The sequence below is a fragment of the Roseateles sp. P5_D6 genome (assembly GCF_054049415.1).
The window spans coordinates 266,911-290,966 of sequence record NZ_JBFUMK010000007.1 but is presented as its reverse complement, the minus strand read 5'-3'; the positions used below and the strand labels follow the sequence as shown (position 1 = coordinate 290,966).

Here is a 24,056-nt window from a genome sequence, read left to right as displayed (position 1 = left end):
GCGGACGACGGCTGCGGTCATGCAGCGCCTGCGCATCGCCCGCGCAGGTTTCGAAACGGCTCAGCCACTTGTAGCCGGTCTTGGGGCTGATGCCGAACTGGCGACACAACGCACGCACGTTGGCGCCGTCCTGGCGGGCCAGGTGCACGAACTCTTGACGCAGGGACACGGTGTTCTTCTCCATCCAGACCATGGGCTTCTTCCGGGGCTTCGAAACCCCGAAAGCGTTACCCATGTCCTGGCACRSSYGTTACCCATGTCTCCGGTCCAAACAACGCGCCAGAGAAAAGTCACCAAAAGAGGAGCGCTCAATGCAATCCGCACTCGAGYGGGATSAGGCGCTCGCGTTGCTCGAACTGGGCCGCACGCCGAAGCGAGCCGCTGCGCTCTCGCCCACCACTTGTGCCGAGCGCCATCCATCGCCCCTTCAWGCCGCTTAACGCCGGCTGCACGCCGGGCTCATCAGGAAATACGGAACAGCCGCGTCGCCCGAGCGACGCTGCATTGGGCTGTTTTGATGAGCCCGGCGTGCAGCCGCGCGTCGAACGGGATGCTGGTGCGATGAATCCGGCTCGTGACAAGTGGTGGGCGAGAGCGCAGCGGGTCGCGTCTACGCGCAATCCACCGAGCGTTTTCGCGCGTCGCTCTTGGCAGCGTGGTGCTCGAGTGCGGTTCAGCGCCTCTTCTTTGATGACTTTCTTCTGGCGCCGCAGAAGAAAGTTATCCGGCCGCCGGGACGGACTCCCGGCAATGCATCGATCAGTGGCGCTCTTCGCAAAAGCGTCCTACCGCTCCTCCGGCGGCAACCCTTGCAGCGACTCCACCAACGCCGCATGCGCCTCCAAATCCACCAGCCTCAACTTCGGCACCGTCCTTGCCGGATAGTCCCCAAGATAGTTCCCGCCCTTCCAGTTTCGCGCTGGCCTCACGGGCCGCGGCACAAAGCCGCCGCCGCAGTTGGGGCAGACATTGCCGAGCAGGCCTTCCGCACAGCCCACGCAGAAGGTGCACTCAAAGCTGCAAATGCGCGCAGCCGTCGATTCAGGCGGCAGCGCGACGGCGCAATGCTCACAGCTGGGTCGCAGCTCCAGCATGTCAGCGGCTCTTGCGGTAAGGCTCGTCCTCGACGATGAAATCCTGTTCGCGCATCGAGTCCGCGATCCAGTCCTCTACCGCCGGGTGTGCCAGCAGCGAATCGCGATACGTCGCAGCCGCTTCCGACACCGGCAGGCCAAAGCGGCTCAGCCGCACCGCTACCGGCGCAAAGTAGGCATCCGCCGCGCTGAACTCGCCGAACAGGAAAGGTCCCCCGCTGCTGGCCAGCGCGCCGCTCCACGCCGCATCCAGTCGCGCCACATCGGCACGCAGGGCCTCGTCCTCAGCCCAGAGCTTGGCGCCGACGTCGGGGAAGAAGACCTCGATGTTCATCGGGCAAACCGTGCGCAGCCGCATGAAGCCGGCATGCATCTCGGCGCACAGGCTGCGCGCCCGCGCGCGGGCTTTCACATCGCGCGGCCAGATGGCGTGCTCGGGATGGCGGTCGGCGATGTACTCGGCGATGGCCAGCGTCTCCCAGACCGTGAAGCCGTCGTCCTCGACGAGCACGGGCACGCGCTTAGTCGGCGTGATGCCGGCGATGACGCGGGTCCATTCCGAGTCCGGCGTGAAGTCGAAGCGCAGCTTGACCTCTTCAAACGGAATGCCGAAGGCCGCCAGCAGCACACCGCTGCGCATGGACCAGGACGAGTAGTTCTTGTTGCCGATGTAGAGCTTCATGACACCTTTCGCGTTGAGCCGGCGAGCTTAAACAGCCGCTGCTGCGCCGGGGATGAGCAATCCGCAACGGATTGATGCGCGCTCAGCGCCTGGCGCGCCAGGCGTCCAGACGTGCAACGCCGCCGTCAGGCGACAGATAAGTCGGCAGCACGGCCTCCAGCGAACTGGCCTGAATGCCCAGTTCCGCCAGGCCCGGCAGCTTGCCACTCGGTACATTGGGCACGGTGAGCGATGCGAGGTTGTCGCGCGACAGCAGCGGCTCGCCGGGCAGGCATTCCATGAAGAGGGCTTGCAGCGTCGCCAGCGCGCCGGGCAGGCGCAGGATGGGCCGCTCGCAGCCCGCGACGCGGCCGGCCAGCCGCACCAGCTCGGCCAACGTCAGTTCACGCGGGCCGGCGATCTCGTAGGTCTGGCCGATGGTCTCGCGGCGCAGCAGCGTCTCGACGAGGGCACGGGCCAAATCCTGCACCCACACCGGCTGCAGCCGCGCATTCGCCCCGCCCAACGGCATCACCGGGAACAAGCCCTGCAGCCGCGCGAACAGGTTGACGCTCTTGTCGCCGTCGCCAAAAACCAGCGAGGGGCGCAGCAGCGTCAGCTCCAGTGGATGGGTCTGCGCCGCGACCTGCAGCGCAGCTTCGCCAGCGGCCTTGCTGCGCAGATAGCGCGACGGCGCATGCTCGCTCATCCCCCCACCAATACCCAGGGCGCTGACATGCACGAGGCGCTTCGCACCGGCCGCGGCAATGCGCTTGGGCAACTCGACATGCACATGCTCGAAGGCGGCCATGCTGCCCTGCAGGATGGCGACGAGGTTGACGACGGCGTCATGGCCTCTCACCAGGTCTGGCAGGTCGTGGAACACGTCGGCCTGCACGACGGTGACGCCTGGCAGGCTCTGCACGGCTTGCGCATGCGGCAGGCGGCGCGTGGGCACGGTGACGCGAGCCTCGGCGCCGAGGCGGCGCGTCAGCTGTTCGCACAAGGCGCGGCCGACAAAGCCGCTGCCGCCCAGGACCAATACGGACAGGCTCATGATTTGGACTCTCCCACCGCTGCGGGCGGCACGTCGCTGACGTCGGCATCGCGTGCGCCGGCGGGCCCGATGCTTTGCCCCAGGCGCTCGCGCAGCTTGGTGGCTGGCAGGCCCAGCACCTGGGCGTAGATGGCGCCGCCGAGCAGCACCTTGCGCACATAGTCGCGCGTCTCGTTGAACGGAATGTTCTCGGCCCAGATGGCCGCGTCGATGACGGGGCCATCGCGCCAGCGCGCGGGGCGGCCGGGGCCGGCGTTGTAGGCCGCCGCGGCCAGGGCCTGGGCGCCTTCGAAGCGGTCCAGTACCAGCTTCAGGTAGTTGGTGCCGATGCGCAGGTTGAAGTCGCGATCGTGCATCAACTCGGCGTTGTAGTTCAGGCCCACCTTCTTGGCCGTCCATTTGGCGGTGGCGGGCATGACCTGCATCAGGCCGGCCGCACCGACGTGCGAGCGTGCGTCCAGCACGAAACGCGATTCCTGGCGGATCAGGCCGTAGACATAGGCGGCGTCGAGCCCGGCGGCCTGCGCTTCGCGCTGCAACTCGACGCGATGCGGCGTGGGGTAGCGCTGGGCGATGTCGATCTCGGCCTTGGTGCGCTCGCTGGTGTTGATGCAGCGGTCCCAGACCTCACGGTCGCAGGCTTCCTGGGCGGCGGCCAGCAAGGCGCGGTCGCCCATGCCGCGCAGCGAGAAATTCCATTCGCGCACGCCCTCGCTGCGCAGGCCGAGGTTGATCAGCGACAAGGCCCGGGTCAGGCCGGGGTGGCTGCGCGCGGCGCGGCGCTCCTCGGTCGTCAGCGGCGCGGGCGCGGGCGGCAGCGGCGTGGGCAGGCCGATGTCCTCGGCGGCGAGGCGGCCGAAGTAGTTCAGCGGCGTGGTCGCCAGCGCGGCGAGCTGGGCACGAGCGGCCGGCTGGTCGCCCTGTTGCCGCGTGGCGCGGGCCTTCCAGTAGACCCAGGCCGGGTCGCGCTGCTCGATCGACGTCATGCGCTCGATCGCGCGCAGGGCTGCGGCCGGCTGGCGGGCGCGCAGCGCGGCGCGGGCGTGCCACGCCAGGGCGTCGTCGGTCCAGGGGAGGTCGGGCGCGAGCTTCTCGGCGCGAGCGAAGGCGGCGAGGGCGTCGTCCTGCAGGCGCAGCGCGGACTGGCGGCCGATCTGCGCCCACAGCCAGGCCTGCAGGTCGGCGGGCAGCTTGCTCCATTTGTCCTGCAGCAGGTCGCCGGCCTGATCGGGGTCGTTGCCGGCGACGCGGGCCAGGGCCAGCGCCGTCAGCTCCGCCTCGGGGCGCGGCGAGGTGCGGGCCTTGCGCGTCAGGTAGCGGCCGGCGTTGTCTTGCAGCTCGGCGAGCTTCTGGTCGAGGGGCTTGGCTGAAAGCAGGGCGACGGCCTGACGCGCGGCGCGCGGGCGGCCCTGCTCAGTGGCCAGGCGGGCCTTGGCCCACAGGGTGTCGGGCTTGAACTGGCCGGCCTCGACCATGGCGGCCGCGAGCTGCTGGCAGCCGTCATCGCCGTCCTTCTGGGCCATCCACGCGGTGCGGGCGGCGTCGGCATCGACCTTGGTGCCGGCGACATGATCCGCCAGCATGACGTAACAGGCGACCTCGCGGTCGTCGCGCATCTGATAGCTGGCATGGTCGCGCCTGAAATTGGCCCAGTCGCGGCGGTGGCCCAGTTCCAGCAGCCAGTCGTTACGCAGCCTGTCCTCGACATAGCTGCCGGGGTAGCGCGCGTAGAAGGCGTCCATCTCGGGCTGGCGCACTTCGCTGAGCCGCGCATTGAGGTCGAAGTACTCGACCCAGCCGGCCAGCGGATGGTTCTGGGCGCGAGCCGCCTCGACGAAGGCCGTGAGGCGCTTGCGGTCGCGCTTGACCCAGGCGTCGCGGGCCTGCACGGCGAGGTCGGCATCGGCGGGGGGCACCGGCGGGGCGGCGTCGGCGCTCAACGCCGCCGACAGCAGCAGGGCCAGCGCCCCGCGGCTCATGCATTCCAAGACTCGACCACCCATCTGACTCATGCGCTTCACGCCTCGCGACTGCTTCACTTTGCGTGAGCGCCGGCCAGCTGGCCGAGCGCCGCGCCTTGATGCCGAATTTAACCCAGGGAAACCCGGGGCTTCGCGCTTTACGCAGGCGCGCGGTTTGCCCCCGAATTTGTCCACGAGTTAGGGGCTGGTGATAGCGCTATCCAATCCGCTAACCTCACATCCCATCGACGAGGAGACTGTTGATGAAGACCGCTGCAAAACGTCTGTTGTTGGTGGCCTCCGCCGCGCTGCTGAGCCTGGCCGCCCAGGCCAACCCTGCCGTCTACCCGACGCCCGGCACGCCGGCGCCACCCAGCAGCTTCACGGCGGCCACCAGCGGCCTGCTGGTGGCCTACTACACCGGCGCGGCTGGCGGCTTCACCAACCTCGTCGGCGCGCGCATCAACGGCGTCGACGGCACGCCCGGCCTGGACAACCATGCCAGCGCCTATGGCCAGACCTTTGTGCTGGGCGCCGTGTCGGCCGGTGACAGCCTGGTGTTCTTCATCGATGCCAACAGCGGTGCGGCGCGCTATTACAGCGACGTCAGCCTGAACAGCGATGGCGTCAACCATGTCTGGGCCGCGCCGTTTGCCGGCGACGCCAAGGTGCCGGCCGGCACCAACCTCGCCTTCGAGGACCTGCCCAGCGGCGGTGATTTCAACTACAACGACCACAGCTTCGTCTACCAGATTACCGCCGTGCCCGAACCTGCCAGCTGGGCGCTGCTGCTGGCCGGCGCCGCCGGCCTGGCCTGGCGCCGTCGCCTTCGCTGACTCAGCTCGCGTCCACGTTCCAGCCCTCGATCTCGAAGCGCAGCCGGCCGCGGATGCCGGGGTTGGTGGGCTTCATCTTGCCGTTGGTGGCGACCGCGCTGCTGTCAAAAGGCACGCTGACCTCAATGCGGCCCGACTTCAGCTGCTTGGCCGCGATCTCGGTGTCGGCCATGGACACGCCGGCGTCCTGCCAGGCGTACTTGACCTTCCAGGCCTCGCCCTCGTTGGCCGGCGGCACCATCTCCAGGATCAGCGCATTGCGGAACAGATAGCCGCCCTCGAAGTGCTCGTTGAGCCACAGGCGCTTTTCGATTTCGTAGTCAGGCACGCGCACGCCCAGCGTCATGCCATAGGCGAGCGACTTGCGGCGCGGGTTGATCTTGGCCCGGTTGGCGAGGAAGACGCTGCTGAGGTAGAGGCTGGCGTTTTTCTTCCAATCGGCCTGGGCCACGCAGGCGACGGAATCCTCCTCCGTGGTGCGCCGCGTCAGGTACCAGAGCTTGCCGCGTGGCGAAGCCTGCACCTCGATCTGGTAGAGGGCATTGACGGCCCGGCCGGCGTCGGCCTCCTCCTGCACCTTGTCGGGCAGGCGGATGTCGTCGATCTCCAGCCACAGGTCCACCCGCACGTCGCCGAACAGGAAGCGGGCCAGGTTCTGGAAACCCTCCTCGCTGTTGACGATGCCGAAATAGCCCGAGTGGGCGCGGTAGACGAAGGCCTTGGCACACTGGTCGGTGATGTTGCCCTTGGCGTCCAGGCCGCACAGCGTCGCGTTCTCGATCTTGACGAGGCCGTCGCTGCCATGGCCGACGAAGCTGCGCGACACGCCGGCCGCGGCTTCGTAGTCCAGCCGGTTGGTGCCCACCAGCGTGAAGACGCGCCGCGACGGGAAGCGGGCCTCAGGGATGAGGTCGGCGCGCTTGTGCTTCTTGGCAGCCGTGGCCAGGTCGAGGTAGGCCGGCATGCGCTTGTCGCGGTCAAAGTTGGAGATGTCGTTGACGCTCAGCCAGGACGGGATGTTCTGGCCCAGCACGTCGATGCCGTTGTGCGGCGTGGCATAAGTGAAGAACTTGTCGACGAGCTTCGCGACCTTCTCGGTGTCCAGGGCCGCGTTCTGCAGGAAGGCGCGGCAGACCAGGCCGCCCATGGAGTGGGCAACGAGGTAGCAGCGGAAGTCGGCCGGCTTGATCTTGTTGTCGGGGTTCTTGCAGACCAGGTCGCGCACCCGGGCGACGAGCTTGGACAGCCCCTTGGCAAAGTCCTCGATCTCGGGCGTCTTGCCGCTGCCCAGATAGGAGGAGGCGGCGTCGTAATAGCGGTAGATGACGATGCAGCGGTTGCCCAGCTTGTTGTCGGTCGGCTTGCCCAGGGAGTCGGCCTCCCACTCCGGGTCGACGATGTCGTAGCCGTCCTCGTAGACGTCCTTGTACTGGTACTCCGAGGCCAGCCGCACGACGGGCGACTCGAACACGTACTTGCGGGGCCTGTCGGTCTTGTTGGGCACGGCGCGGTACATCGTCGAGCCGAGGTTGAAGCCGCAGAAGGGGTCGGCCGTGGTCTCGTCGATCTCGCCGCGCGACATCGCATAGCCGCGCACGTAGATGATCGGATGGAAGGGGGTGTCGGGCGTGGGCATGGCGGCTTCCGAGCATTGGCGACGAAGGCAACCATAGCCCCAGCCGGGCGTTGTGAGGAGCCGTGGCGTCATCAGGGCTGAGGAGCAGACTGGCCCTGGGTTTTAATTGGCCGATGACTGCTTCTCACCCCGACCGTCCTTCACTGCGCCGCGAGCTGCTGGCCGCGCGCCGCGGCTTTGCTGCCAGCCCGGCCTTCCAGACCGCGCAGGCCGCAATCACGCTGGGCCTTCACGAGCTGCTGGCCCAGCTGGAGCCGGAACTGCTGGGCGTGTACTGGCCGCTACCCGGCGAGTTCGATCCCGGCCCTGTGCCATTCGCGCGCGCGCTGCCGTTTGCGCGCCGTGAACCCGCTGAGATGGTCTATCGCCGCTGGGACGGCGGCGTACCCGCGGCCCAGGACGAATGTGGCATCGCCTCGTCGACCGGCGCGGTCGTTGTACCCGACGTCGTGCTGGTGCCCTGCGTCGGCTTCACGCGAGAGGGCTTTCGCCTGGGCTATGGCGGCGGCTATTTCGACCGCTGGCTGGCCGAACACCCGGGCGTGACGACCATCGGCCTGGCATGGTCCGCGGCCGAAACCCATTTCCCCGTCGAGGCGCATGACCGTGCGTTGACGCTGATCCTCACCGAGCGCGAGCTCCTCACTCCTGAGTAATTGGCGATGCACGATGGCATGACCCTGATCTCGACGCTGGCCGCTGCCTTTGGCCTGGCCCTGGTGCTGGGCCTGCTCGCGCAATGGGCGCGGCTGCCGGCCCTCGTGGGCTACTTGCTGGCCGGCGTGCTGATCGGGCCGCACACGCCGGGCTTTGTCGGCGACGTGCACCTGGCCCAGCAGCTGTCAGAGGTCGGCGTCATGCTGCTGATGTTCGGCGTGGGCCTGCATTTTTCGGTGCACGACCTGGTGTCGGTCAAGGGCATCGCACTGCCCGGTGCGCTGGTGCAGATGGCCGCGGCGACGGCGATGGGCGCGGGCCTGGCTCACGGGTGGTGGGGCTGGGACCTGGGCGCGTCGCTGGTGTTTGGCCTGGCGCTGTCGGTGGCCAGCACGGTGGTCCTGCTGCGCGCGCTGGAATCACGCGAGCTGCTGCACACCGGCAATGGCCGCATCGCCGTGGGCTGGCTGGTGGTCGAGGACCTGGCCATGGTGCTGGCCCTCGTGTTGATGCCGGTACTCAGCGGCAAGGGCGATGGCGGCGGCAACCTGGCCGTCACCATCCTGACAACCTTGCTCGCCGTGGCGGCCTTCGTGGCCGTCATGCTCATCGTTGGCCGGCGCCTGCTGCCGTGGCTGCTGTGGCAGGTCAACCGCACGGGCTCGCGCGAGCTGTTCACGTTGGCCACCGTGGCCGCCGCCATCGGCCTGGCGGTGGGGGCGGCGGCGCTGTTCGGTGTCAGCGTGGCGCTCGGCGCCTTCTTCGCCGGCCTGGTGCTGCGCGAATCGGCGTTCAGCGAGCGCGCGGCCCACGAGAGCCTGCCGCTGCGCGACGCCTTCGCCGTGCTGTTCTTCGTTGCGGTGGGCATGCTGTTCGACCCGCGCATCCTCGTCGAGCAGCCGTTGGCGGTGCTGGCGACGGTGGCCGTCATCCTGGTCGGCAAGACGTTCGCCGCCGGCGCGCTGGTGCTGCTGCTGCGCTATCCGCTGTCGACCGCGCTAACGGTGGCGGTCAGCCTGGCGCAGATCGGTGAATTCAGCTTCATCCTGATGGGGCTGGGGCAGAGCCTCAACCTGATCCCCCCCGAGGCGACCAGCCTCGTCGTCGCGGGCGCCATCGTGTCCATCGCGCTGAACCCGCTGCTGTTCTCGGGCGTGGAGCCGCTGCGCCGCTGGGTGCTGAAGCGTTCGGCCTGGGCGTGCAAGCTGGAGGCACGCGACGACCCGCTGGCCGAGTTGCCGGTCGACACGCCCGAGAGCGCGCTGGCGGGCCAGGTGGTGCTGGTCGGCCACGGGTCGCTGGGCACGGCCCTGCATGACGAACTGGGCGGCCGCCCGCTGGTGGTCATCGACCGCGATCGCGAGGTCGTCGAGAAGCTGCGTGCCGCCGGCCATGCGGCCGTGCTTGGCGACGCCAGCGAGGCCATGACGCTGGTGCAGGCCCACATTGCCCAGGCGGATTGGCTGGTCGTGGCCGTGACTGATGTGCGGGTCGTGCCGGCCATGCTGGCCACGGCGCGGCAGCTCAATCCCGGGCTGCGCTGTGCCGTCGTCGCCCAAACGCCGGAAGAGGCGCGGTGGCTGGAAGATGCCGGTGTCAACCATGTGCTGCGTTCGCAGCAGGCGCTGGCACAGGCGCTCGCTCGGGTCGTGGCCGCCTAGGCTTTCTGCTTCGGCCCGCCAAAGGCCGCGTACAGGCCCAGCGCGAAGTACACCAGCGCCGACACATAGCGGCCGCGGCCGCTGGCGCCGCGCAGCAGCGGCTTCATCCAGCCGGCCAGCAGCGCATAGCCGCTGTCCGTCACCGCGGCGACCGCGACGAAGAGGATGCTCAGCGCCAAGGCTTGCGCGGCCTGCGAGCCCTCAGGGGGCAGGAACTGCGGGATGAAGGCGGCGAAGAACAGCGTCGTCTTGGGGTTGAGCAGCGCGACGAAGAAGCCGTCGCGGAAGAGCTTGCGTGGCTCGGCGGGTGCAGGCGGCGTGCCGTCAGCCACTGCGGCCGGCTGGCGCAGGGCCTGGATGCCAAGGTAGATCAGATAGGCCGCGCCGGCCCAGCGCACGGCGGTGAAGGCCAGCGACGACGCTGCGAACAGCGCCGCCAGGCCGATGGACGCGCCGACCGCATTCGTCAAATTGCCGAGGGCGACGCCGGCGACCGACGCAAGGCCTGCCGTGCGCCCCTGCGCCAGCGTGCGCGCGACGATGAAGACGACGCCGGGGCCCGGTGTCAGCGCGAGCACCAGGGTGGCGATCAGGAAGGCGTAGAGGGCGGCGCCGGTGGGCAGCATGGGTGTCTCCTCAGATCCGCTTCGAAGCCATGAAGCGCGGGTTGCGCAGCAAGGCCGCCGAGATCAGTGACACCAGCAGGCCGACCGGCACGATCTCGGCCATGGTCATCGGGAAGCGGAGCAGCGGGTTGGCGTAGTTGCGCTTGAACTCGTCCATCTCGGCCGCAAGCTTGGCCAACTCCGCCTCGGGCAGGCCCTTGGCCTTGCTCTGGGCCATGTACATCTTGGCCCACTCGGTGCCGAAGTCCAGCTTGGTGACGGCCAGCGTCACCTCCCAGGCGGCCGCATAGACGACGCCTGCGACGAGGCTGATGGCCAGGCCCAGCGCGAAGGCGGGCCAGAAACGGATGACGCCGCCGAGTTCGTCGTCACGGCGGCGCTTGATGGCGACGAAGATCAGGCTCAGCGCGATCAGCATCAGCGTGTAGCCGATGACCATGCCGTGAGCCGGCGGCGCCCCCCGGTTCAGGATCAGCAGGGCGAACAGCGGGATGCCGGCAGCCAAGCCGGCGACGGCACCGAAGCACACGATGGTTTTCAGCATGGGCCGATGTTCAGACCGGCCCGGCCGGTAGCGCAACAGGTCAGACCCCGGCCACCTGGGCCCGCGTGATGGCAGCCTGCTCGCGCACCCAGTCCGCAAACTGCTGCACCTCGGGCCGGCGCGCCGCGTTCGGCCCCAGCATCATCCAGTAGCTGAACGGGCAGCCCAGCCGCCCGGCCTTGCCGAAGGGCTCGACGAGCTCGCCGCGCGTCAGATGTTCGTGCACCAGGGGCAGGCGGGCCAGCGCCACACCCTGACCGGTCAGCGCGGCCTGCACCTGCTGGTAGGTGAAGTTCAGGTACAGCCAGCGGCGCGGCTGCAGGTCGTGCTCCCCCATCTCGGTCAGCCAGCGACGCCAGCTCAGGAACTCGGCGCTGGGGCGGGCGTCGTCTTCTTCGGCCAGCGCATGGCCGGCGAGGTCGGCGGCGCGCTTCAGCGGCGCCGGTGGGTTCTGCAGGTACCAGGGGCTGACGCAGGGCGACAGCAGTTCCTCGAAGAGCTGCTCGGCGTCCGCCGGCACCGAGGGGCGGTCGTCATAGCGCAGCGCCAGGTCGCTTTCGCCGTCCTCCAGGTCGACCTTGCGGTCATAGGCCGACACGCGGATGTCGATGTCGGCATGCTCACGCTGGAAGGCCTCCATGCGCGGGATCAGCCACAGCGATGCGAAGGACGCAAAGGTGCTGACGTTGACGACGCGCCGGCCACGCGAGCGGCGGATCTGGCGCACGGTCTGGTCCAGCCGGGACAGCACGGCCACGGCGGTGGGCAGCAGCACGGCGCCATCACTGGACAGCTCCACCTTGCGCGTGCCGCGCAGGAAGAGCACGCAGCCGATCTCCTCCTCCAACGACTGGATCTGCCGGCTGATGGCCGACTGCGTCAGGCTCAGTTCCTCGGCCGCCGCGCGGAAGGACAGCAAGCGGGCGACGGCCTCGAAGGCGCGCAGCGGGCCGATGGACAGGGGTCTTTGGCGGACTGGTTGCTTCGGCTGATTCATGCGTGAATGGTATCAATCGGCGCCGCGGAGTCATTGGACCACCTTGGGTGAAATAAGCAGAATCCCTGACATCAACCCAGGAGTCTCATCATGAGCGACGCGCAATCTGTTTGGCATTTGGACGATGGCCGGGCCATGACCTTGGCCGGTGGCGCCGAGTCTCGCCGCCTGGCGGTGGCCCGTGGCCGCGTCTGGCTGACACTGTCGGGCACCCCCGACGAGCCGGCCGAAGACAAGTGGCTGGAGGCTGGCGAGGCCGTGGCGCTGGCGCCGGGCCAGACGGCGGTGCTGGAAGGCTGGCCCGCCGCCGACTTCGAGCTGTTGGTGCCGCCGGTGTCAGCCTCGGCGAGCCGTGGTTTTCTTGCCCGCCGGTTTTTGGGCCGCTGATTTCTTCCTGGCCACGGGCTTCGCGGCCTTGGCGTTGGCGGCACGCAAGGCCGCCTCGAGCGCCAGCCGCGCCCAGGGCAGCATCAGCGCAGGTGATTCCAGCGTCTCCTCGGGCGGCTGGTAGTAGCTCATCACCTGGCGCTCGCCGTTCTTGGTCCCGTAGCTGAAGGGCTCGCAGCCGGCCGCGACGAAACGCTCGCGCGACACGTCATCGGTCTTCAGATAGAGCTGGTTGCCGATGACCAGGGCCATGAACAAGCCGTCCACATAGATGCCGTGGCCGCCGAACATGCGGCGCGGCCGCACCGGGCCGAGGGGCTGCAGCAGCTCGACGCAGAGCTCGATGAAGGCGTCCATGCGTGATCAGCCCTTCCAGGTGAACGGGAAGTGCAGCTGGCGCAGGAAGCCGTCGGGCACATAGTCACCCAGCACGCCGTAGTGCTCCGGCCATTTGCGATCCGACTGCACGGCGGTGCCGAACAGGTGGTCAAGAAAGGCGAAGTGAGCCGCGTAGTTCTTGTCCAGCGCCTCCTGGTCCTGCGAGTGGTGCCAGTGGTGGAAGTTGGGCGTCACGATGAGGTAGCGCAGCGGCCCCAGGCGCACGCTGACGTTGGCGTGGTTGAACACGGCCTGGAAGCCGACGACGACGATGTAGGCGTCGATGACTTCCTTGCTGAAGCCCAGCACGAAGATGGGTGCCAGCACCAGGGTGCGCGTGATGATGAGCTCCAGGATGTGTTGGCGCGAGCCGGCCAGCCAGTCCATGCTCTTCACGCTGTGGTGCACCGCGTGCAGGCGCCACAGCGTCGGCACCTCGTGATAGGCCCGGTGCGTCCAGTACTGCACCAGGTCGGCCACCAGGACGATGAGGAAGAGGGCGACGGGGAAGGGCAGGCCCTGCACCCAGCCCTGGATGCCGTCCTTGGCCGCCCAGCCGAAGAACTTGTGCACCAGGAGATTGGTGGCCAGCATCACGAAGCCCACGGCCAGGTGGTTGACGATGAAGTGGTGGAAATCCGTCTGCCACTCGGGGCGGAACACCGGCTGGTCACGGCGCAGCGCGAACAGCTTCTCGATGAAGACGAAGATCAGCGTCGAGCCCAGCAGGTCGAGGATGAACCAGTCCAGGCCGACATAGGGCGTGTGGTCGGGGAAGTTCGGGTCCACCTCGACCTTGTGCCCGCCCAGCGCCAATGCCAGGCCCAGCAGCACGAAGGTCCACAGCGCCAGCCAGCGCATGCGGCTGAACACGATGTTGAACAGCGCCAGCCCGCCGGACAGCACCAAGGCCCAGTACAGCAGGCGCCGGATCACGTCGACGTCGTAGGACTGGCGCAACTGCGGCGTCGTCAGGTATTCGGGGAAGTGGAAGGCCAGCACGCCGAGGAAGCACAGGATGGCCAGCGTGAGCGCGATGACGCCGCTGATCATGCCGCGGCCCGGCTTGAGCGCCCCGCTTGATTCGCTGAGCTGGTTGAGCTTGTTCAGCACTGGTGGTTCTCCCTGCGTTTCCGTTGGGTCGGGACTCTAGCGAGGTCGGCGCTTGGCCCACAATGGCCAGATTCACAGGTCCGGAAGAAAGCCACGCTCTTGGACGCCAACGACCGCGCCGCCATCCGGCACAAGCTGATCGAACAACGGCTGGCCCTGCCCAACCGCCTGGACCTGGCCGCCGAGCTGCAGGAGGTGCTGAGCGTCTGGCTGCTGCGCCGGCGCGAGACCACCATCGGTGCCTACTGGCCCATCAAGGGTGAGTTCGACCCCCTGCCCACCCTTTACCGATGGGGTGAGAACCACCCCCATCGCCGCATCGGCCTGCCGGTGGTGGACAAGGTGCACGGCACGCTGCGCTTTCATGTCTGGTACCCCGGCTGCCCGATGGAGGAAGACGCCTTCCACATCCCCAAGCCCAAGGACACCGAGGAGTTCAAGCCCCAGCTGATGCTGGTGCCCTGCCTGGGCTTCGGACCTGCCGGCCTGCGGCTGGGCTATGGCGGTGGCTTCATGGACAAGACGCTGGCCGAGATGGATCCCAGGCCGGCGGCTGTTGGGATCGGCTATGCGCATGGCTTTTTGCCGTTGTTGAAGCCGAGTCAGCTGGATGTGGCGTTGGATGCAATGTTGACGGAGGAGGGGGTGGTCTGGGACAAGGACGGCTGAGGCAGCGGGCATCTCGATTGCCGGGGTGCTCTGCCGCAGAATGGCTGCCTCGCAACCCCTGCCCAAGCCCGCCATGCGTACCCTCCTGCTGACCGTCGCCCTGTCCCTGGGCTGCGCCGCTGCCTTTGCCGCCGCCAAGCCCTGCGACGAACTCAAGGCCGAGATCGCCGCCAAGCTCGATGAGAAGGGCGTCAAGGGCTATGAGATCGCCGTCGTCGACAGCGACAAGGTCGGCGAGGCCAAGGTCATCGGCAGCTGTGACGGCGGCGCGAAGAAGTTGACCTACGTGCGCAAGTGAGCCGAGCGATGAGCCTCTACACCGACCACCTTGCCGCATTGCAGCAGCACGCGGAATCGGCACTCGAGCGCACCGGCTTCGACACGCTGCTGATCGCCTCCGGCATCGAGAAATACGCCTTCCTCGACGACCGGCCCTATCTCTTCCAGGCCAACCCGCATTTCAAGCACTGGCTGCCGCTGACCAACCACCCGCACTCCTGGCTGGCCGTGCGACCGGGCAGGAAGCCGCGCGTCGTCTACTACCAGCCCGACGACTACTGGCATGTGCCGCCGAGCGTGCCCAGCGGCGAGTGGGTGAATGCGGTCGAGCTGGTCGTCATTCACGAACCGGAAGAGGCTGCCGCCGCGCTGGCCGACTGCATCACGCCGCGCACAGCCATACTCGGTGAAGCCGATGCCGCGCTGCCGGGGCTCACACCCAACAACCCCGAGACCCTGCTGAACCTGCTGCACTGGGCCCGCGGCGTGAAGAGCCCTTATGAGCTGGAACAGATGCGCGCCGCCCAGCGCCGCGCCGTGCCGGGCCACAACGCCGCCCGCGCCGCCTTCCTGCGCGGCGAGAGTGAGGCATCCATTCACCGGGCCTATCTGGTCGCCACCGGCCACACCGACCGCGACCTGCCCTACAGCAACATCGTCGGCCTCAACGAGCACGCCGCGGTGCTGCACTACCAGTACCAGGACGAGAGCCCGCCGCCCGAGTCGCGCAGCTTCCTCATCGACGCCGGCGCCCAGGTCAACGGCTATGCGAGCGACATCACCCGCACCTGGGCGGCGCCCGGCCATGACGAGTTCGCGGCGCTGATCGCGGCCATGGAGCGTGAGCAGCTCGGCCTGGTCGACGAGGTGCGCGAGGGCGTCGACTACCGCGACATCCACCTCAGCACGCACCGCCGCATCGCCCGCGTGCTGCGCGAGGCCGGCATCGTCAACATGAGCGATGAGGCGATGGTGGCCGAAGGCGTCACCAAGCCCTTCTTCCCGCACGGCATCGGCCATCTGCTGGGCCTGCAGGTGCACGACGTCGGCGGCTTCATGGCCAACGAGGACGGCGGCGTGGCCGACAAGCCCGAAGGCCACCGCTACTTGCGGCTGACGCGGCCGATTCAGGCGGGCATGGTGGTCACCATCGAGCCGGGGCTGTACTTCATCCCGACGCTGTTGCGCCAGCTGCGCGCATCGCCGCAGGCGGCGCAGGTGGACTGGGACTGCGTTGACCGGCTGGCGCGCTACGGCGGCATCCGCATCGAGGATGACGTGGCCTGCCGCACGGCCGGCGAGGCGCCCGAGAACCTGACGCGGGACGCATTCGCGTTGGTGTGATGAACCTCTCGATGGTGCTGCTGGCCGGCGCGCTCGCGCTGCCCGCCAGCGCGCCACCGCCCGAGGCCCAGCTCGGCCGCGTCGAGGTGCAGGGCGAAGCAGCCACGGCGCGCGAGAGGAAGACGCTGGGCCAGCTCTTCAAGGCCGAGTCGTTGTTCGACAAACACCATGCCCTCGCGCCGGCCGCGGCGCTGAAGTTCAAGGTCTATGCGCGCACTCAGGCCGAGACGACGCAAGCGCTCGAACTGGGCCTGATGACGCGCGGTGGCCGCCAGCCGGTGGTGCTGGATGCCGAGGACCGTTTCGTCGTCGACCCGGCCTGGCGGCGGCTTCCTGAGCGCACCGAGGTGCGCAGCCGTCTGGCCGATGGTCGCGTGACCTGGCGGCCCGACATCCGCACGCCCGGCCTGCCCGAGAGCGAGCGGCGCCTGGGCGACTTGCGGCTGCAATGCCGCGTCGCCTTCGGCAGCGGCGTGGCACGCGGCGCGACGTTCCTGTTCGGGCTGCTGCAGCTGGACACCGCCGATTGCGCGGACCGTGACTGGAGCCCCAGCAACTTCGCCGACCGGCCCATCTTTGCCGTGACGCTGGTGCACGGCGAGCGTCGCCTGACCCTCAGCGCACGCCTGCTGCACGGCCTGCGCGACGACGGCGGGCCCGACTACGACTGGGGCTATTCGCTGCGCGAGCGCATGTTCCGCCTGCCCATGGGCGACGAGAGCTGGCCGGACGACACGCGCGTCGTCTTCGAGGCCATGGACGATCCGCCTTCGCCGCCGGATGCGGGCGTTCAAGCGATCAAGGACGACTGGGCCCAGGCTGCCCTGGCCCTCACGGCTGGCACGACGCCCGCCGAGGTGGCGCAGCGGCTGGGCAAGGCGAGCGACGACACGCGCTTTGAATCCGGCCGGCGGCTGCAGCGCCATCTGCATGAGATCAAGACGCCGGCCGGGCCGCTGCAACTGGAACTGGTCAGCCTGTTCGGCGCAGACGACCGGCTGCTGAAGTCGTCGTTGCGGCGGCTGGAGTTGCCCAAGCCCAAGCCTTAGCGCGCCGGGTCGCCGTATTGCACGCCCCGCCCATGCGTGCCGACGTAGACGCGGCCAAACACCTTGGGGTCGCCGCTGATCTGCAGGATCAGGCCCCACTGGTGCGCGTCGTCGTTGATGCGCCGCCAGCTCGCTGCACTGTCGGCCGACCGGAAGATGCCGTATTGGCCGGAGACGACACCGACGAGGTAGAGGGCCGGCTCGGCTGAGCCTGGCGACGCGCGGCCAAAGCCGAAGGCGTGGATCTGCGTGACGGCGGGCTGCCGCTTGAAGCCTTTGCCATCACCGGCGCGGTACAGGCCGTGGTAGGCCGCGAGCCACAGGTCGCCCTCGCGGCCGGGCGTGGCGTAGAGCCTGTCTTGGCCGCCGCGGTGGTCGCCGCGGCCGCCGCCGTCGTGGTTGCGCGGCGCGGGGCGTTCGACGGCACCCTCGGGCAGGGCCAGCGGCCGGGCGCTGAAGGTCTTGCCGCCGTCGTCACTCGTGTACAGCTTGTCGTCGAACAGCGCCATTGCGTGGAAGCGGCGCGGGTTCACGCGGTCGGCAACGACGCGGGTGCCGGCGGGCAAGCCCTGCGCCGCGGTCCACGTGTCGCCGCGGTCGTGGCTGACATGGGGCTGCCCACCCTTCGGTGTCCAGACCCAGGCCTTGCCATCGGCAGACACAGCGATGAAGCCGTCGCCGGACTTGGGGTCGGGCACGGTGGTCGGCTCGCGCCAGGTCTTGCCGCCGTCCAGCGAATAGCCCAGGTTCTTGCCGATGCGTGCATGGCCGATGCGCACGATGACCTCGGGCGCCAGTTCGGCGCCGGTCACGTCGTGCGTGTTGCCGAAGAAGGGCGGCTTGGGGTTGCCGGGTGCGGGCACGTCGAGGTCGGCATGGACGAAGCCCGAGTAGTCACCGATGGCCGTGACGAGCGGGACGCCCTGGGTCGGGCTGTGCAGCGCCAGGGCCACGGTCTCCTCGATGCCGGTGCTCATGACCTGCCAATGCGTGGGCTTGGCGTTGTCGGCCTGGGTCAAGTTCAGCGTTTCCCAGCCGCCATAGCCGGTGGTGAAGAGGGCATGGTCGGGGTTGGCGGGGTTGATCTTGACGTCGTACATCCAGTGCACCGGCGTGTCGGCAACGTAAGGCGCGGCGGCGGCGTCGAACTTCGCAGCGAGGAACGGCGGCTTCCACGTCGCGCCGCCATCGGTGCTGCGAAAGAGCTGGTCGCCCGCGCCTCGGCCGACCGTGCTGGCGAGCAGGCGCTGCGGGTTCGCGGCATCGACGGCGACGGTGGCATAACCGAAGGGGAGGGCGGCGCTGGGGCGCTCGGGCGTGATGTCGGCCCAAGCCTGCTTGGGGATGTCGTAGCGCCAGACCGCGCCGTCTTTCATACGGTGCGGGCCGGGGTCGCTGGCATAGGCGATGTAGAGCTTGCCGTCACTCGCGAGCGCGGCGCGCATCGGGCGGTACTGCGTCGGGGCACCGGGGATAGGCAGCCAGCTCGTGCCGGCATCGCGACTCACCCAAAGGCTGGGCCGGCCGATGACCGACACGCCCGCGTAGATCGTTCGGCTGGGCTGGCCGCGTGTGCCACTGCTCGGGTCGAAGAGCACGAAGTTGATCGTCGCCTTGCCGTCGCTGCCGCCCCAGCTGGGTGGCGGGCCGTCGGCCGCATCGCGGCGCCAGGCCGAGTCGGGGAAAGCGTCCACGCGCTGGAAGCTCTTGGCTGCATCCGCGCTGCGCCACAGGCCGGCAAAGCGGCTGGCGAGGTAGAGCACGCGGCCGTCATTGGGGTCCACGGCCAGCCGCTCGCCATTGCCGCGGCCGCCCTCATTGCCGCCGAGCTTGAAGGGCAAGTCGGTGCGCTGGAAGGTGCGGCCGCGATCGTGTGAGCGCAGCACGGCGCCATTGGGAACGGCGGGGTTGGTGTAGGTGCCGCAAGCCAGATACAGGGCGTCGGAGTCGTTGGGATCGACGGCCAGGCTCTCGACGCCCATCAGGTTGACTTCGCTCAGCGGCAACCAGTCCAACAGCGGCTGCCAGGGGCCGGTGGCGGTGTCGCGGCGGTAGGCGCCGCCCATGTCGGTGCGGGCGTAGGCCAGGCCCGGCACGGCGGGCTGGAAGACGATGCCATCCACAAAGCCGCCGCCACCGATGGCGACCGGGCGCCAGTTGTAGGACACGTCGGCAGGTGGCGCGGCCTGGGCAGTTGCGGCGGCGAGCAGCAGGGCGCCCAGCAGGGGCTTGATGGGGTTCATGTCTCCAGCACTTCTTATGACAGCGCTCGACATCGTAATTTGTTCGCTCGACGAACAAATACGGTTTACCCCAAGAAACTCGATGTCACCGCTGCTGATTGGATGTGGCGCGGCACGCTCTCAAGAGCGGAACGCCGATCCAGCCCGGACTGCATGGACGCGAGGCGAAACGATCATCGCTTGCGAAGGCTCTCAACCAATCCATCACAAGCTGCTTCGACCAAGTCCAGCACCTCATCGAAGCCGGCAGCGCCGCCGTAGTAGGGATCAGGCACTTGCGGGTTGCCTGCGTGAGGCGCGTAGTCCATCAGCAGCTTCAGTCGATGCCGTTGGCTGGGCGGGCACAGCCGTTCCGCATGGGTGAGGTTGTCGGCATCCATTGCCAGCACAACGTCGAAGCGGACGAAGTCCTCGGCCACCAGCTTGCGGGCGCGCAAGCGACTCAGGTCATAGCCACGCTTCAGCGCGTGCTCCTGGCTGCGCTCATCCGGCGGCGCGCCGATGTGATAGCCGTGCGTGCCGGCCGAGTCCACCTCAACATCGAGGCCGGCAGCCTCCAGCTTGGCGCGCATGACGCCCTCGGCCGTCGGGCTGCGGCAGATATTGCCCATGCAAAAGAACAGGATGCGGCGGGTCATCAGTACATTCTCGACCGGGTTGTGGCAGCCGGTGGTGGGTGATCTTTGGCTTGAGCCGGTTGCTACATTGGCGGCAGAACGACATAGCGCCGGGGAGGCCATGAGCAATCGCGCAAACAACTTCGACGGGCTGCGTATCGTCGGCGCATTCCTGGTGCTGTTGACACATCACTTCCCGCTCATGGGCGGTATCGAGCCCGGCATTCGATCCACGTCCATGATCACGTTGGGCCATTTCGGCGTGATGCTGTTCTTCAGCATCAGCGGCTACCTGGTCGCGCAAAGCTGGGAGCGCGACCCCCACGTTGCTCGGTTCCTGGCGCGGCGTGCGCTGCGCATCATGCCCGGCTTCGCGGCCTGCATATTGGTGCTATGCATCGGCCTTGCCTGGTACGCCGCCACTCGCCACAGTACCGCCTACTGGCAAGGGCTCCTGGCCTACAGCGGCAACCTTGTTCCGCTGAGCTATTGGGACGACATTCACTTCATCGCCCGGCCGGGCGATGGGAAGCTCAACGGCCCCCTCTGGACCATCCCCTATGAGGTTCATTGCTATCTGATCTTCGCGGTGGGCGCATTCCTTCTGCAGAAGCGGATGCGCTTTGCGGTGGCGGGCGGGCTGCTGTTGGGGCTGACCTGCTATCTGGCCGCGCACCTCGACGATGCCCTGGTGGCGCGCGCGCTCGTGGCCGAGGAGTTGCGCCTGACGCAGTTGATGCTGTTCTTCGGCTTTGGTGCAGCCCTTCACTACTTCCCTCTTACCGCGCGGCGGCTTGCCGTCCTCCTGGCGGGTGCACTGGTGGCCGCGCTGCTGGGCCATCAGCATCTGGCGACCTGGCTGGCCATTCCGCCCGTGGCGGTCTGCGTGGGCAGCCGCTCATGGCCCGTGCTGCGCAGTGCCGGCCGATTTGGCGATTTGTCCTACGGCGTCTATCTGTGGGGTTGGCCGACCCAGCAGCTGGTGTACATCTGGCTGGAGCCCAAAGTTCCTTTCCTCATGTCGCTGCTGCTGACGACATGCATGGTGTTGGTCCTGGCTTGGTTGTCCTGGACGTTCATCGAACGTCCGGCCCTTCGACTCAAGCCTCGCACCAGGCAGAGGCAGGAGGCCGAAGCACCTTCGCTTGCGCACCCCGGCCAGGATATGGCGGCGTAATACTTAGGCGAGCGCCTGCGCTCGCCTAACCCGCTACCAGGCGATACCGGCAGCGATGCTCAAAACCGCATGTCCGCCCGCAGCGAGATCACCCGGAAGGTGCGGTTGCGTGACCAGCTGTCGGTGACGATGTTGTGGCTGGTGATGGTGTCGATGTAGACGGCCTCCGACGTGACCTGTGCATCGCGCGGCAGCAGGTTGGCCAGGGACAGGCGCCAGTTGATGCCGTCGCGCACCGAGCCGCTGGCCCAGGACAGGTAGGCATCGAACTGGCGGCGGGCGGTCTCCTCACGCTTCAGGTTGAGGGTCTGCTGCACGCTGCTGGCCGGCACGTAGTTGAAGTTGAAGCCGCTGCCGAAGTTCTGGCCCAGGGCCTTCCAGCGGTGGTCGAGGCCGAAGTTCAGGCTGCCGCGCGGCTGCTGGTCCAGGCGGGCATTGGAGCCCGGGATGCCCTTGACCTTGCTGTCGAAGACGGCGATGTTGAAGCGCAGCAGCAGCAACTGCCATTCGGGCGGCGCTTCCTCCCACAGTTCGTCCAGGCGCGCCTTGACCTCGAACTCGAAGCCCATGGTGCGCGCGCCTTCCATGTTGCGCGGCCGGCTGACCCAGCGCTGCGACTCGTCCCAGGGCACGGTCTCCAGCTGCAGGTTGCTGCGGATCAGGCTCTTGATGTCGCGCACAAAGGCGCTGCCCGACACGATGCCGCCGGTGGGCAGCCAGTGCTCCAGGCTCAGGTCCACGCCGGTGGCCAGCTCGGGTTTGAGGTCGGGGTTGCCGGCGCGGTCGGCGTAGGTGGGCAGGTTGGGGCCGGTGGGGTAGGTGGTGTTGATGGTGGGCCGGGCGATCAGGTCGTTGAGGTTGGGCGAGCGATAGCTGCGCGTCAGGCTCAACCGCACCTGGTCCTTGGGGAAGGCCTCGGGCTTCCACAGCAGGTGAAAGAGCGGCGACGTGACCTGCGAGACGTTGCGCGTGTCGGGCAGCAAGCCGCTGGCATCGGCGCGGGTCTCGATGCGTTCGTAGCGGATGCCGGCATAGACCGACCAGATCTTGCTCGGGCTCCACTCGTCCTGCGTGTAGGCGGCAAAACGCTGGTTGCGCGAGCCCAGGGTGTCGCCGAACTTCTGCAGCGCGGGCGACTCCACGCCGTCGATCAGCGTGCGGCGCACCTGCACCCGGTGGCTCTGCTCGCTCTCGGTGCCGGTCACCCACTGGTGCTCCTTGGCGGTCTTGAGGCTCCACTTGGCGCCCAGGCTGGTCTGGTCTTCGTCGGTGACGTTGTGGTCGTCCTGGATGCGCTCCAGGTCGATGCCGATGTCCTTCAGCGTCTCGCGGCGCTGGCTGTTGCTGGTGGACTTGAAGCCGCCACGGCCCACGCGCAGGTCCCAGCTCTCACCGACGGCGGGCCGATAGTTGGCCGACAGGTTGAGTCTCAGGTTGTGCACGCGGCTGTCGTTTTCGCCTTGCACGTCGCGAAAGCGCGTGAAGCCGACGGCGTTGTTCTGGCTTGAACCTTCGCTCTGCGACAGCGCGAAGAAGGGCGCGAGGTTGAAGCTCAGCGTGTCGCTGTATTTCCAGCGCAGGCGCGCATTGCCGTTGAGGTTGGCGCTGTTGCCCACGCTCGTGCCTTGCTGCACGGTCTCGTTGAGCACCTGGCCGGTGTCGGTGTCGACGACGCGGTTGTGCGAGTCGATGTTGTTGAAGCGACGGTGCAGGCCGGCGTTGGTCGACACCGCGCCGACGAACTCGTCGCCATTCGGCCCGCCCCACTTCAGGTTGCGCGTCCAGCTGGCGTCGGCCTGCGGCTCGCCGCGGTCCTGGCCGAGGCTGATGCGCAGCTCGTTCGTGGCCTTGAGCAGCGGCTCGCGCAGGATGATGTTGATGGTGCCGGCAATGGCGCGCGCTCCAGTCTCGGCGGTGGGCGCGCGGTAGATCTCGATGCGTTCGACCTGGTCCGGCGGCAGGTCCTCCACCGCGAAGCCGGCCGGCGCGCGTTCGCCGTCGACGAGGATCTGCGTGAAGCCGCTGCCCAGGCCGCGCATGCGGATATCGCCGCCACGCCCGGGCCGGCCGCCGATGGTGACGCCGGGCAGGCGGCGCAGCACGTCGCCCAGCACCGTGTCGCCGTAGCGGTCCAGGTCTTCGCGCTCGATGACGATCTTGCTGGCCGTGCTGTTGCGGCGGCGGCTGTTGGCCGTCGGCCCGCCGTTGACCTCGACGCGATCCAGGCGGTTGGCGGCGCCGCTGGCGGCGGAGGCCGGCGCGGCGGGTGGGGGCGTTTTTTGGGGCGTTGTCTGGGCCGCGCACAGGGCGTTGGCACACAGCATTGCCAGCGCAACAAGAAGGCGGCTCATGGCCGCGCATTCTTGCGGAGCGAAGTGACTTTCGCTTACGTAAAGCGCTCATTTACATGAGCGCAAGCGGCCGTCAGAACCGCCAACCCAGGCCGACGCTGGCAAGTGTCGGGTTGACCTTGAACTTGCCGGCCGACGCGCCGTTGGCATAGACCGTCGTCTGCAGGTCGACCTTCTTCACGTCGAAGTTCAGATAGGTGCCCTTGCTGATCTCGACGTCTGCGCCGATCTGCCAGGCAGCGCCCCAGCTGTTGTGCTTGATGCTGGGATGAAGAGCGGTCTGCACGGCAGGCGCGAACTCGACGCTGGAGAAATTGGTGTAGTTCACGCCCGCACCGACGTAGGGACGCACGGTGCCGGTCGGGTTGAAGTGGTACTGCAGCGTCAGCGTCGGCGGCAGGTGCTTGAGCGAGCCGATCTCGCTGCCGTTGGAGTAGATCGTCTGCTTCTGCGGATAGGTCAGGATCAGTTCGGCCGCGATGTTGGGCGCGATGAAGTAGCTGAAATCAACTTCTGGGAAGGTCTTGTTGTTGATCGACAGGCCCAGGCCCGTGCTGTCCTTGTTGGCGGAATCCAGGTGCAGCGCCCGCACGCGTACCAGCAGCGGGCCTTCATCGGCGAAGGCGGGCTGCAGGGCAAGGGCGGCGGCAACGGCGGCCAGGCGCAGGGCGGAAGAGAACTTCATCAATGGCTCCAGTGAATGGGACGTGTCCCGATGG

The 24,056-nt window shown here is 68.0% G+C and carries 24 protein-coding genes; 9 read left to right on the top strand and 15 right to left on the bottom strand.

All coding sequences use genetic code 11. The features are described 5' to 3' along the window. The 5 genes from ACXJKM_RS12380 to ACXJKM_RS12360 all read right to left on the bottom strand — a co-directional run. The coding region (locus tag ACXJKM_RS12380; protein ID WP_457352639.1) for a helix-turn-helix domain-containing protein at positions 1 to 193 on the bottom strand (193 nt) is incomplete at its 3' end. A gap of 592 nt (positions 194 to 785) precedes the next feature. Further along, positions 786 to 1,094, bottom strand: a complete 309-nt coding sequence (locus tag ACXJKM_RS12375) for a DUF1272 domain-containing protein (RefSeq protein WP_457323738.1) — start codon at positions 1,092 to 1,094, stop codon at positions 786 to 788. Position 1,095: 1 nt separating this feature from the next. Beyond that, complete coding sequence (locus ACXJKM_RS12370; RefSeq protein WP_457352637.1) at positions 1,096 to 1,776, bottom strand: glutathione S-transferase family protein; 681 nt, start codon at positions 1,774 to 1,776, stop codon at positions 1,096 to 1,098. Between the two features lie 82 nt (positions 1,777 to 1,858). Beyond that, positions 1,859 to 2,812, bottom strand: a complete 954-nt coding sequence (locus ACXJKM_RS12365; RefSeq protein ID WP_056192383.1) for a complex I NDUFA9 subunit family protein — start codon at positions 2,810 to 2,812, stop codon at positions 1,859 to 1,861. Continuing rightward, on the bottom strand, positions 2,809 to 4,791 hold the full coding sequence (locus ACXJKM_RS12360) for a lytic transglycosylase domain-containing protein (RefSeq protein WP_082532394.1): 1,983 nt from the start codon (positions 4,789 to 4,791) through the stop codon (positions 2,809 to 2,811). Before ACXJKM_RS12360 ends, ACXJKM_RS12365 begins: the two co-directional genes overlap by 4 nt. Positions 4,792 to 5,036: 245 nt before the next feature. Between ACXJKM_RS12360 and ACXJKM_RS12355 the strand changes: the two genes are divergently transcribed. Then, the gene (locus ACXJKM_RS12355) at positions 5,037 to 5,609 is read left to right on the top strand and encodes a DUF4114 domain-containing protein (protein ID WP_056192388.1); all 573 of its coding nucleotides are present in this window, start codon (positions 5,037 to 5,039) and stop codon (positions 5,607 to 5,609) included. A 1-nt stretch (position 5,610) separates the two neighbouring features. Here the strand turns inward: ACXJKM_RS12355 and ACXJKM_RS12350 are convergent, their stop codons facing one another. Continuing rightward, the gene (locus tag ACXJKM_RS12350) at positions 5,611 to 7,245 is read right to left on the bottom strand and encodes a hypothetical protein (protein WP_457352634.1); all 1,635 of its coding nucleotides are present in this window, start codon (positions 7,243 to 7,245) and stop codon (positions 5,611 to 5,613) included. A gap of 113 nt (positions 7,246 to 7,358) precedes the next feature. Here ACXJKM_RS12350 and ACXJKM_RS12345 point away from each other — a divergent pair, with 113 nt between their 5' ends. Together ACXJKM_RS12345 and ACXJKM_RS12340 are read left to right on the top strand one after the other, a co-directional pair. Beyond that, positions 7,359 to 7,901 carry a 5-formyltetrahydrofolate cyclo-ligase gene (locus ACXJKM_RS12345; RefSeq protein WP_056192395.1) on the top strand — a complete coding sequence of 181 codons (543 nt, stop codon included), beginning with the start codon at positions 7,359 to 7,361 and terminating at the stop codon, positions 7,899 to 7,901. Positions 7,902 to 7,907: 6 nt separating this feature from the next. Continuing rightward, positions 7,908 to 9,563 carry a cation:proton antiporter gene (locus ACXJKM_RS12340; protein WP_457352632.1) on the top strand — a complete coding sequence of 552 codons (1,656 nt, stop codon included), beginning with the start codon at positions 7,908 to 7,910 and terminating at the stop codon, positions 9,561 to 9,563. Here ACXJKM_RS12340 and ACXJKM_RS12335 read toward each other — a convergent pair. From ACXJKM_RS12335 to ACXJKM_RS12325, 3 genes are read right to left on the bottom strand one after another with little or no spacing between them, the layout of a single operon-like run. Beyond that, positions 9,560 to 10,189, bottom strand: coding sequence for a LysE family translocator (locus ACXJKM_RS12335; RefSeq protein WP_457352630.1), 630 nt, complete (start codon positions 10,187 to 10,189; stop codon positions 9,560 to 9,562). The genes ACXJKM_RS12340 and ACXJKM_RS12335 overlap by 4 nt on opposite strands. 10 nt (positions 10,190 to 10,199) lie before the next feature. Beyond that, entirely contained in the window at positions 10,200 to 10,733 is a 534-nt protein-coding gene (locus tag ACXJKM_RS12330; protein ID WP_457352629.1) for a DUF4199 domain-containing protein, read from the bottom strand. Positions 10,734 to 10,773: 40 nt separating this feature from the next. Next, the gene (locus ACXJKM_RS12325) at positions 10,774 to 11,730 is read right to left on the bottom strand and encodes a LysR substrate-binding domain-containing protein (protein ID WP_457323066.1); all 957 of its coding nucleotides are present in this window, start codon (positions 11,728 to 11,730) and stop codon (positions 10,774 to 10,776) included. Positions 11,731 to 11,820: 90 nt separating this feature from the next. On the opposite strand from ACXJKM_RS12325, the gene ACXJKM_RS12320 reads away from it, so the two are divergent. Further along, positions 11,821 to 12,117: a DUF2917 domain-containing protein gene (locus tag ACXJKM_RS12320; protein ID WP_457352627.1), complete on the top strand. Its 297-nt coding sequence runs from the start codon at positions 11,821 to 11,823 to the stop codon at positions 12,115 to 12,117. Here the strand turns inward: ACXJKM_RS12320 and ACXJKM_RS12315 are convergent. Together ACXJKM_RS12315 and ACXJKM_RS12310 are read right to left on the bottom strand one after the other, a co-directional pair. After that, positions 12,067 to 12,474 (bottom strand): TfoX/Sxy family protein, encoded by a 408-nt coding sequence (locus tag ACXJKM_RS12315; protein ID WP_457352625.1) that lies wholly within the window; start codon positions 12,472 to 12,474, stop codon positions 12,067 to 12,069. The genes ACXJKM_RS12320 and ACXJKM_RS12315 overlap by 51 nt on opposite strands. A 6-nt stretch (positions 12,475 to 12,480) precedes the next feature. After that, positions 12,481 to 13,608 (bottom strand): sterol desaturase family protein, encoded by a 1,128-nt coding sequence (locus tag ACXJKM_RS12310; protein ID WP_057298115.1) that lies wholly within the window; start codon positions 13,606 to 13,608, stop codon positions 12,481 to 12,483. Between the two features lie 99 nt (positions 13,609 to 13,707). On the opposite strand from ACXJKM_RS12310, the gene ACXJKM_RS12305 reads away from it, so the two are divergent. The 4 genes from ACXJKM_RS12305 to ACXJKM_RS12290 all read left to right on the top strand — a co-directional run bounded on the left by ACXJKM_RS12305 (position 13,708) and on the right by ACXJKM_RS12290 (position 16,949). Beyond that, positions 13,708 to 14,277: a 5-formyltetrahydrofolate cyclo-ligase gene (locus tag ACXJKM_RS12305; protein ID WP_056192418.1), complete on the top strand. Its 570-nt coding sequence runs from the start codon at positions 13,708 to 13,710 to the stop codon at positions 14,275 to 14,277. Between the two features lie 73 nt (positions 14,278 to 14,350). Beyond that, positions 14,351 to 14,575 carry a DUF1161 domain-containing protein gene (locus tag ACXJKM_RS12300; RefSeq protein ID WP_457323070.1) on the top strand — a complete coding sequence of 75 codons (225 nt, stop codon included), beginning with the start codon at positions 14,351 to 14,353 and terminating at the stop codon, positions 14,573 to 14,575. Between the two features lie 8 nt (positions 14,576 to 14,583). Further along, positions 14,584 to 15,900: a Xaa-Pro dipeptidase gene (gene pepQ / locus ACXJKM_RS12295; protein ID WP_457352623.1), complete on the top strand. Its 1,317-nt coding sequence runs from the start codon at positions 14,584 to 14,586 to the stop codon at positions 15,898 to 15,900. Further along, a complete protein-coding gene (locus ACXJKM_RS12290; protein ID WP_457352622.1) occupies positions 15,900 to 16,949 on the top strand; it encodes a hypothetical protein in 1,050 nt (349 codons plus the stop codon). Before pepQ ends, ACXJKM_RS12290 begins: the two co-directional genes overlap by 1 nt. Here ACXJKM_RS12290 and ACXJKM_RS12285 read toward each other — a convergent pair. Further along, on the bottom strand, positions 16,946 to 19,192 hold the full coding sequence (locus ACXJKM_RS12285; protein WP_457352620.1) for a xyloglucanase: 2,247 nt from the start codon (positions 19,190 to 19,192) through the stop codon (positions 16,946 to 16,948). The genes ACXJKM_RS12290 and ACXJKM_RS12285 overlap by 4 nt on opposite strands. Before the next feature lie 173 nt (positions 19,193 to 19,365). Further along, positions 19,366 to 19,830 carry a low molecular weight protein-tyrosine-phosphatase gene (locus tag ACXJKM_RS12280; protein WP_457352618.1) on the bottom strand — a complete coding sequence of 155 codons (465 nt, stop codon included), beginning with the start codon at positions 19,828 to 19,830 and terminating at the stop codon, positions 19,366 to 19,368. Positions 19,831 to 19,930: 100 nt separating this feature from the next. Between ACXJKM_RS12280 and ACXJKM_RS12275 the strand changes: the two genes are divergently transcribed. Beyond that, a complete protein-coding gene (locus ACXJKM_RS12275) occupies positions 19,931 to 20,986 on the top strand; it encodes an acyltransferase family protein (RefSeq protein ID WP_457352616.1) in 1,056 nt (351 codons plus the stop codon). A gap of 59 nt (positions 20,987 to 21,045) precedes the next feature. Here the strand turns inward: ACXJKM_RS12275 and ACXJKM_RS12270 are convergent, their stop codons facing one another. Both ACXJKM_RS12270 and ACXJKM_RS12265 read right to left on the bottom strand, forming a co-directional pair. Continuing rightward, the gene (locus tag ACXJKM_RS12270; RefSeq protein WP_457352614.1) at positions 21,046 to 23,337 is read right to left on the bottom strand and encodes a TonB-dependent receptor plug domain-containing protein; all 2,292 of its coding nucleotides are present in this window, start codon (positions 23,335 to 23,337) and stop codon (positions 21,046 to 21,048) included. 73 nt (positions 23,338 to 23,410) lie between these two features. Continuing rightward, positions 23,411 to 24,022, bottom strand: coding sequence for an OmpW/AlkL family protein (locus ACXJKM_RS12265; RefSeq protein WP_457352612.1), 612 nt, complete (start codon positions 24,020 to 24,022; stop codon positions 23,411 to 23,413). Positions 24,023 to 24,056 lie beyond the last annotated feature (34 nt).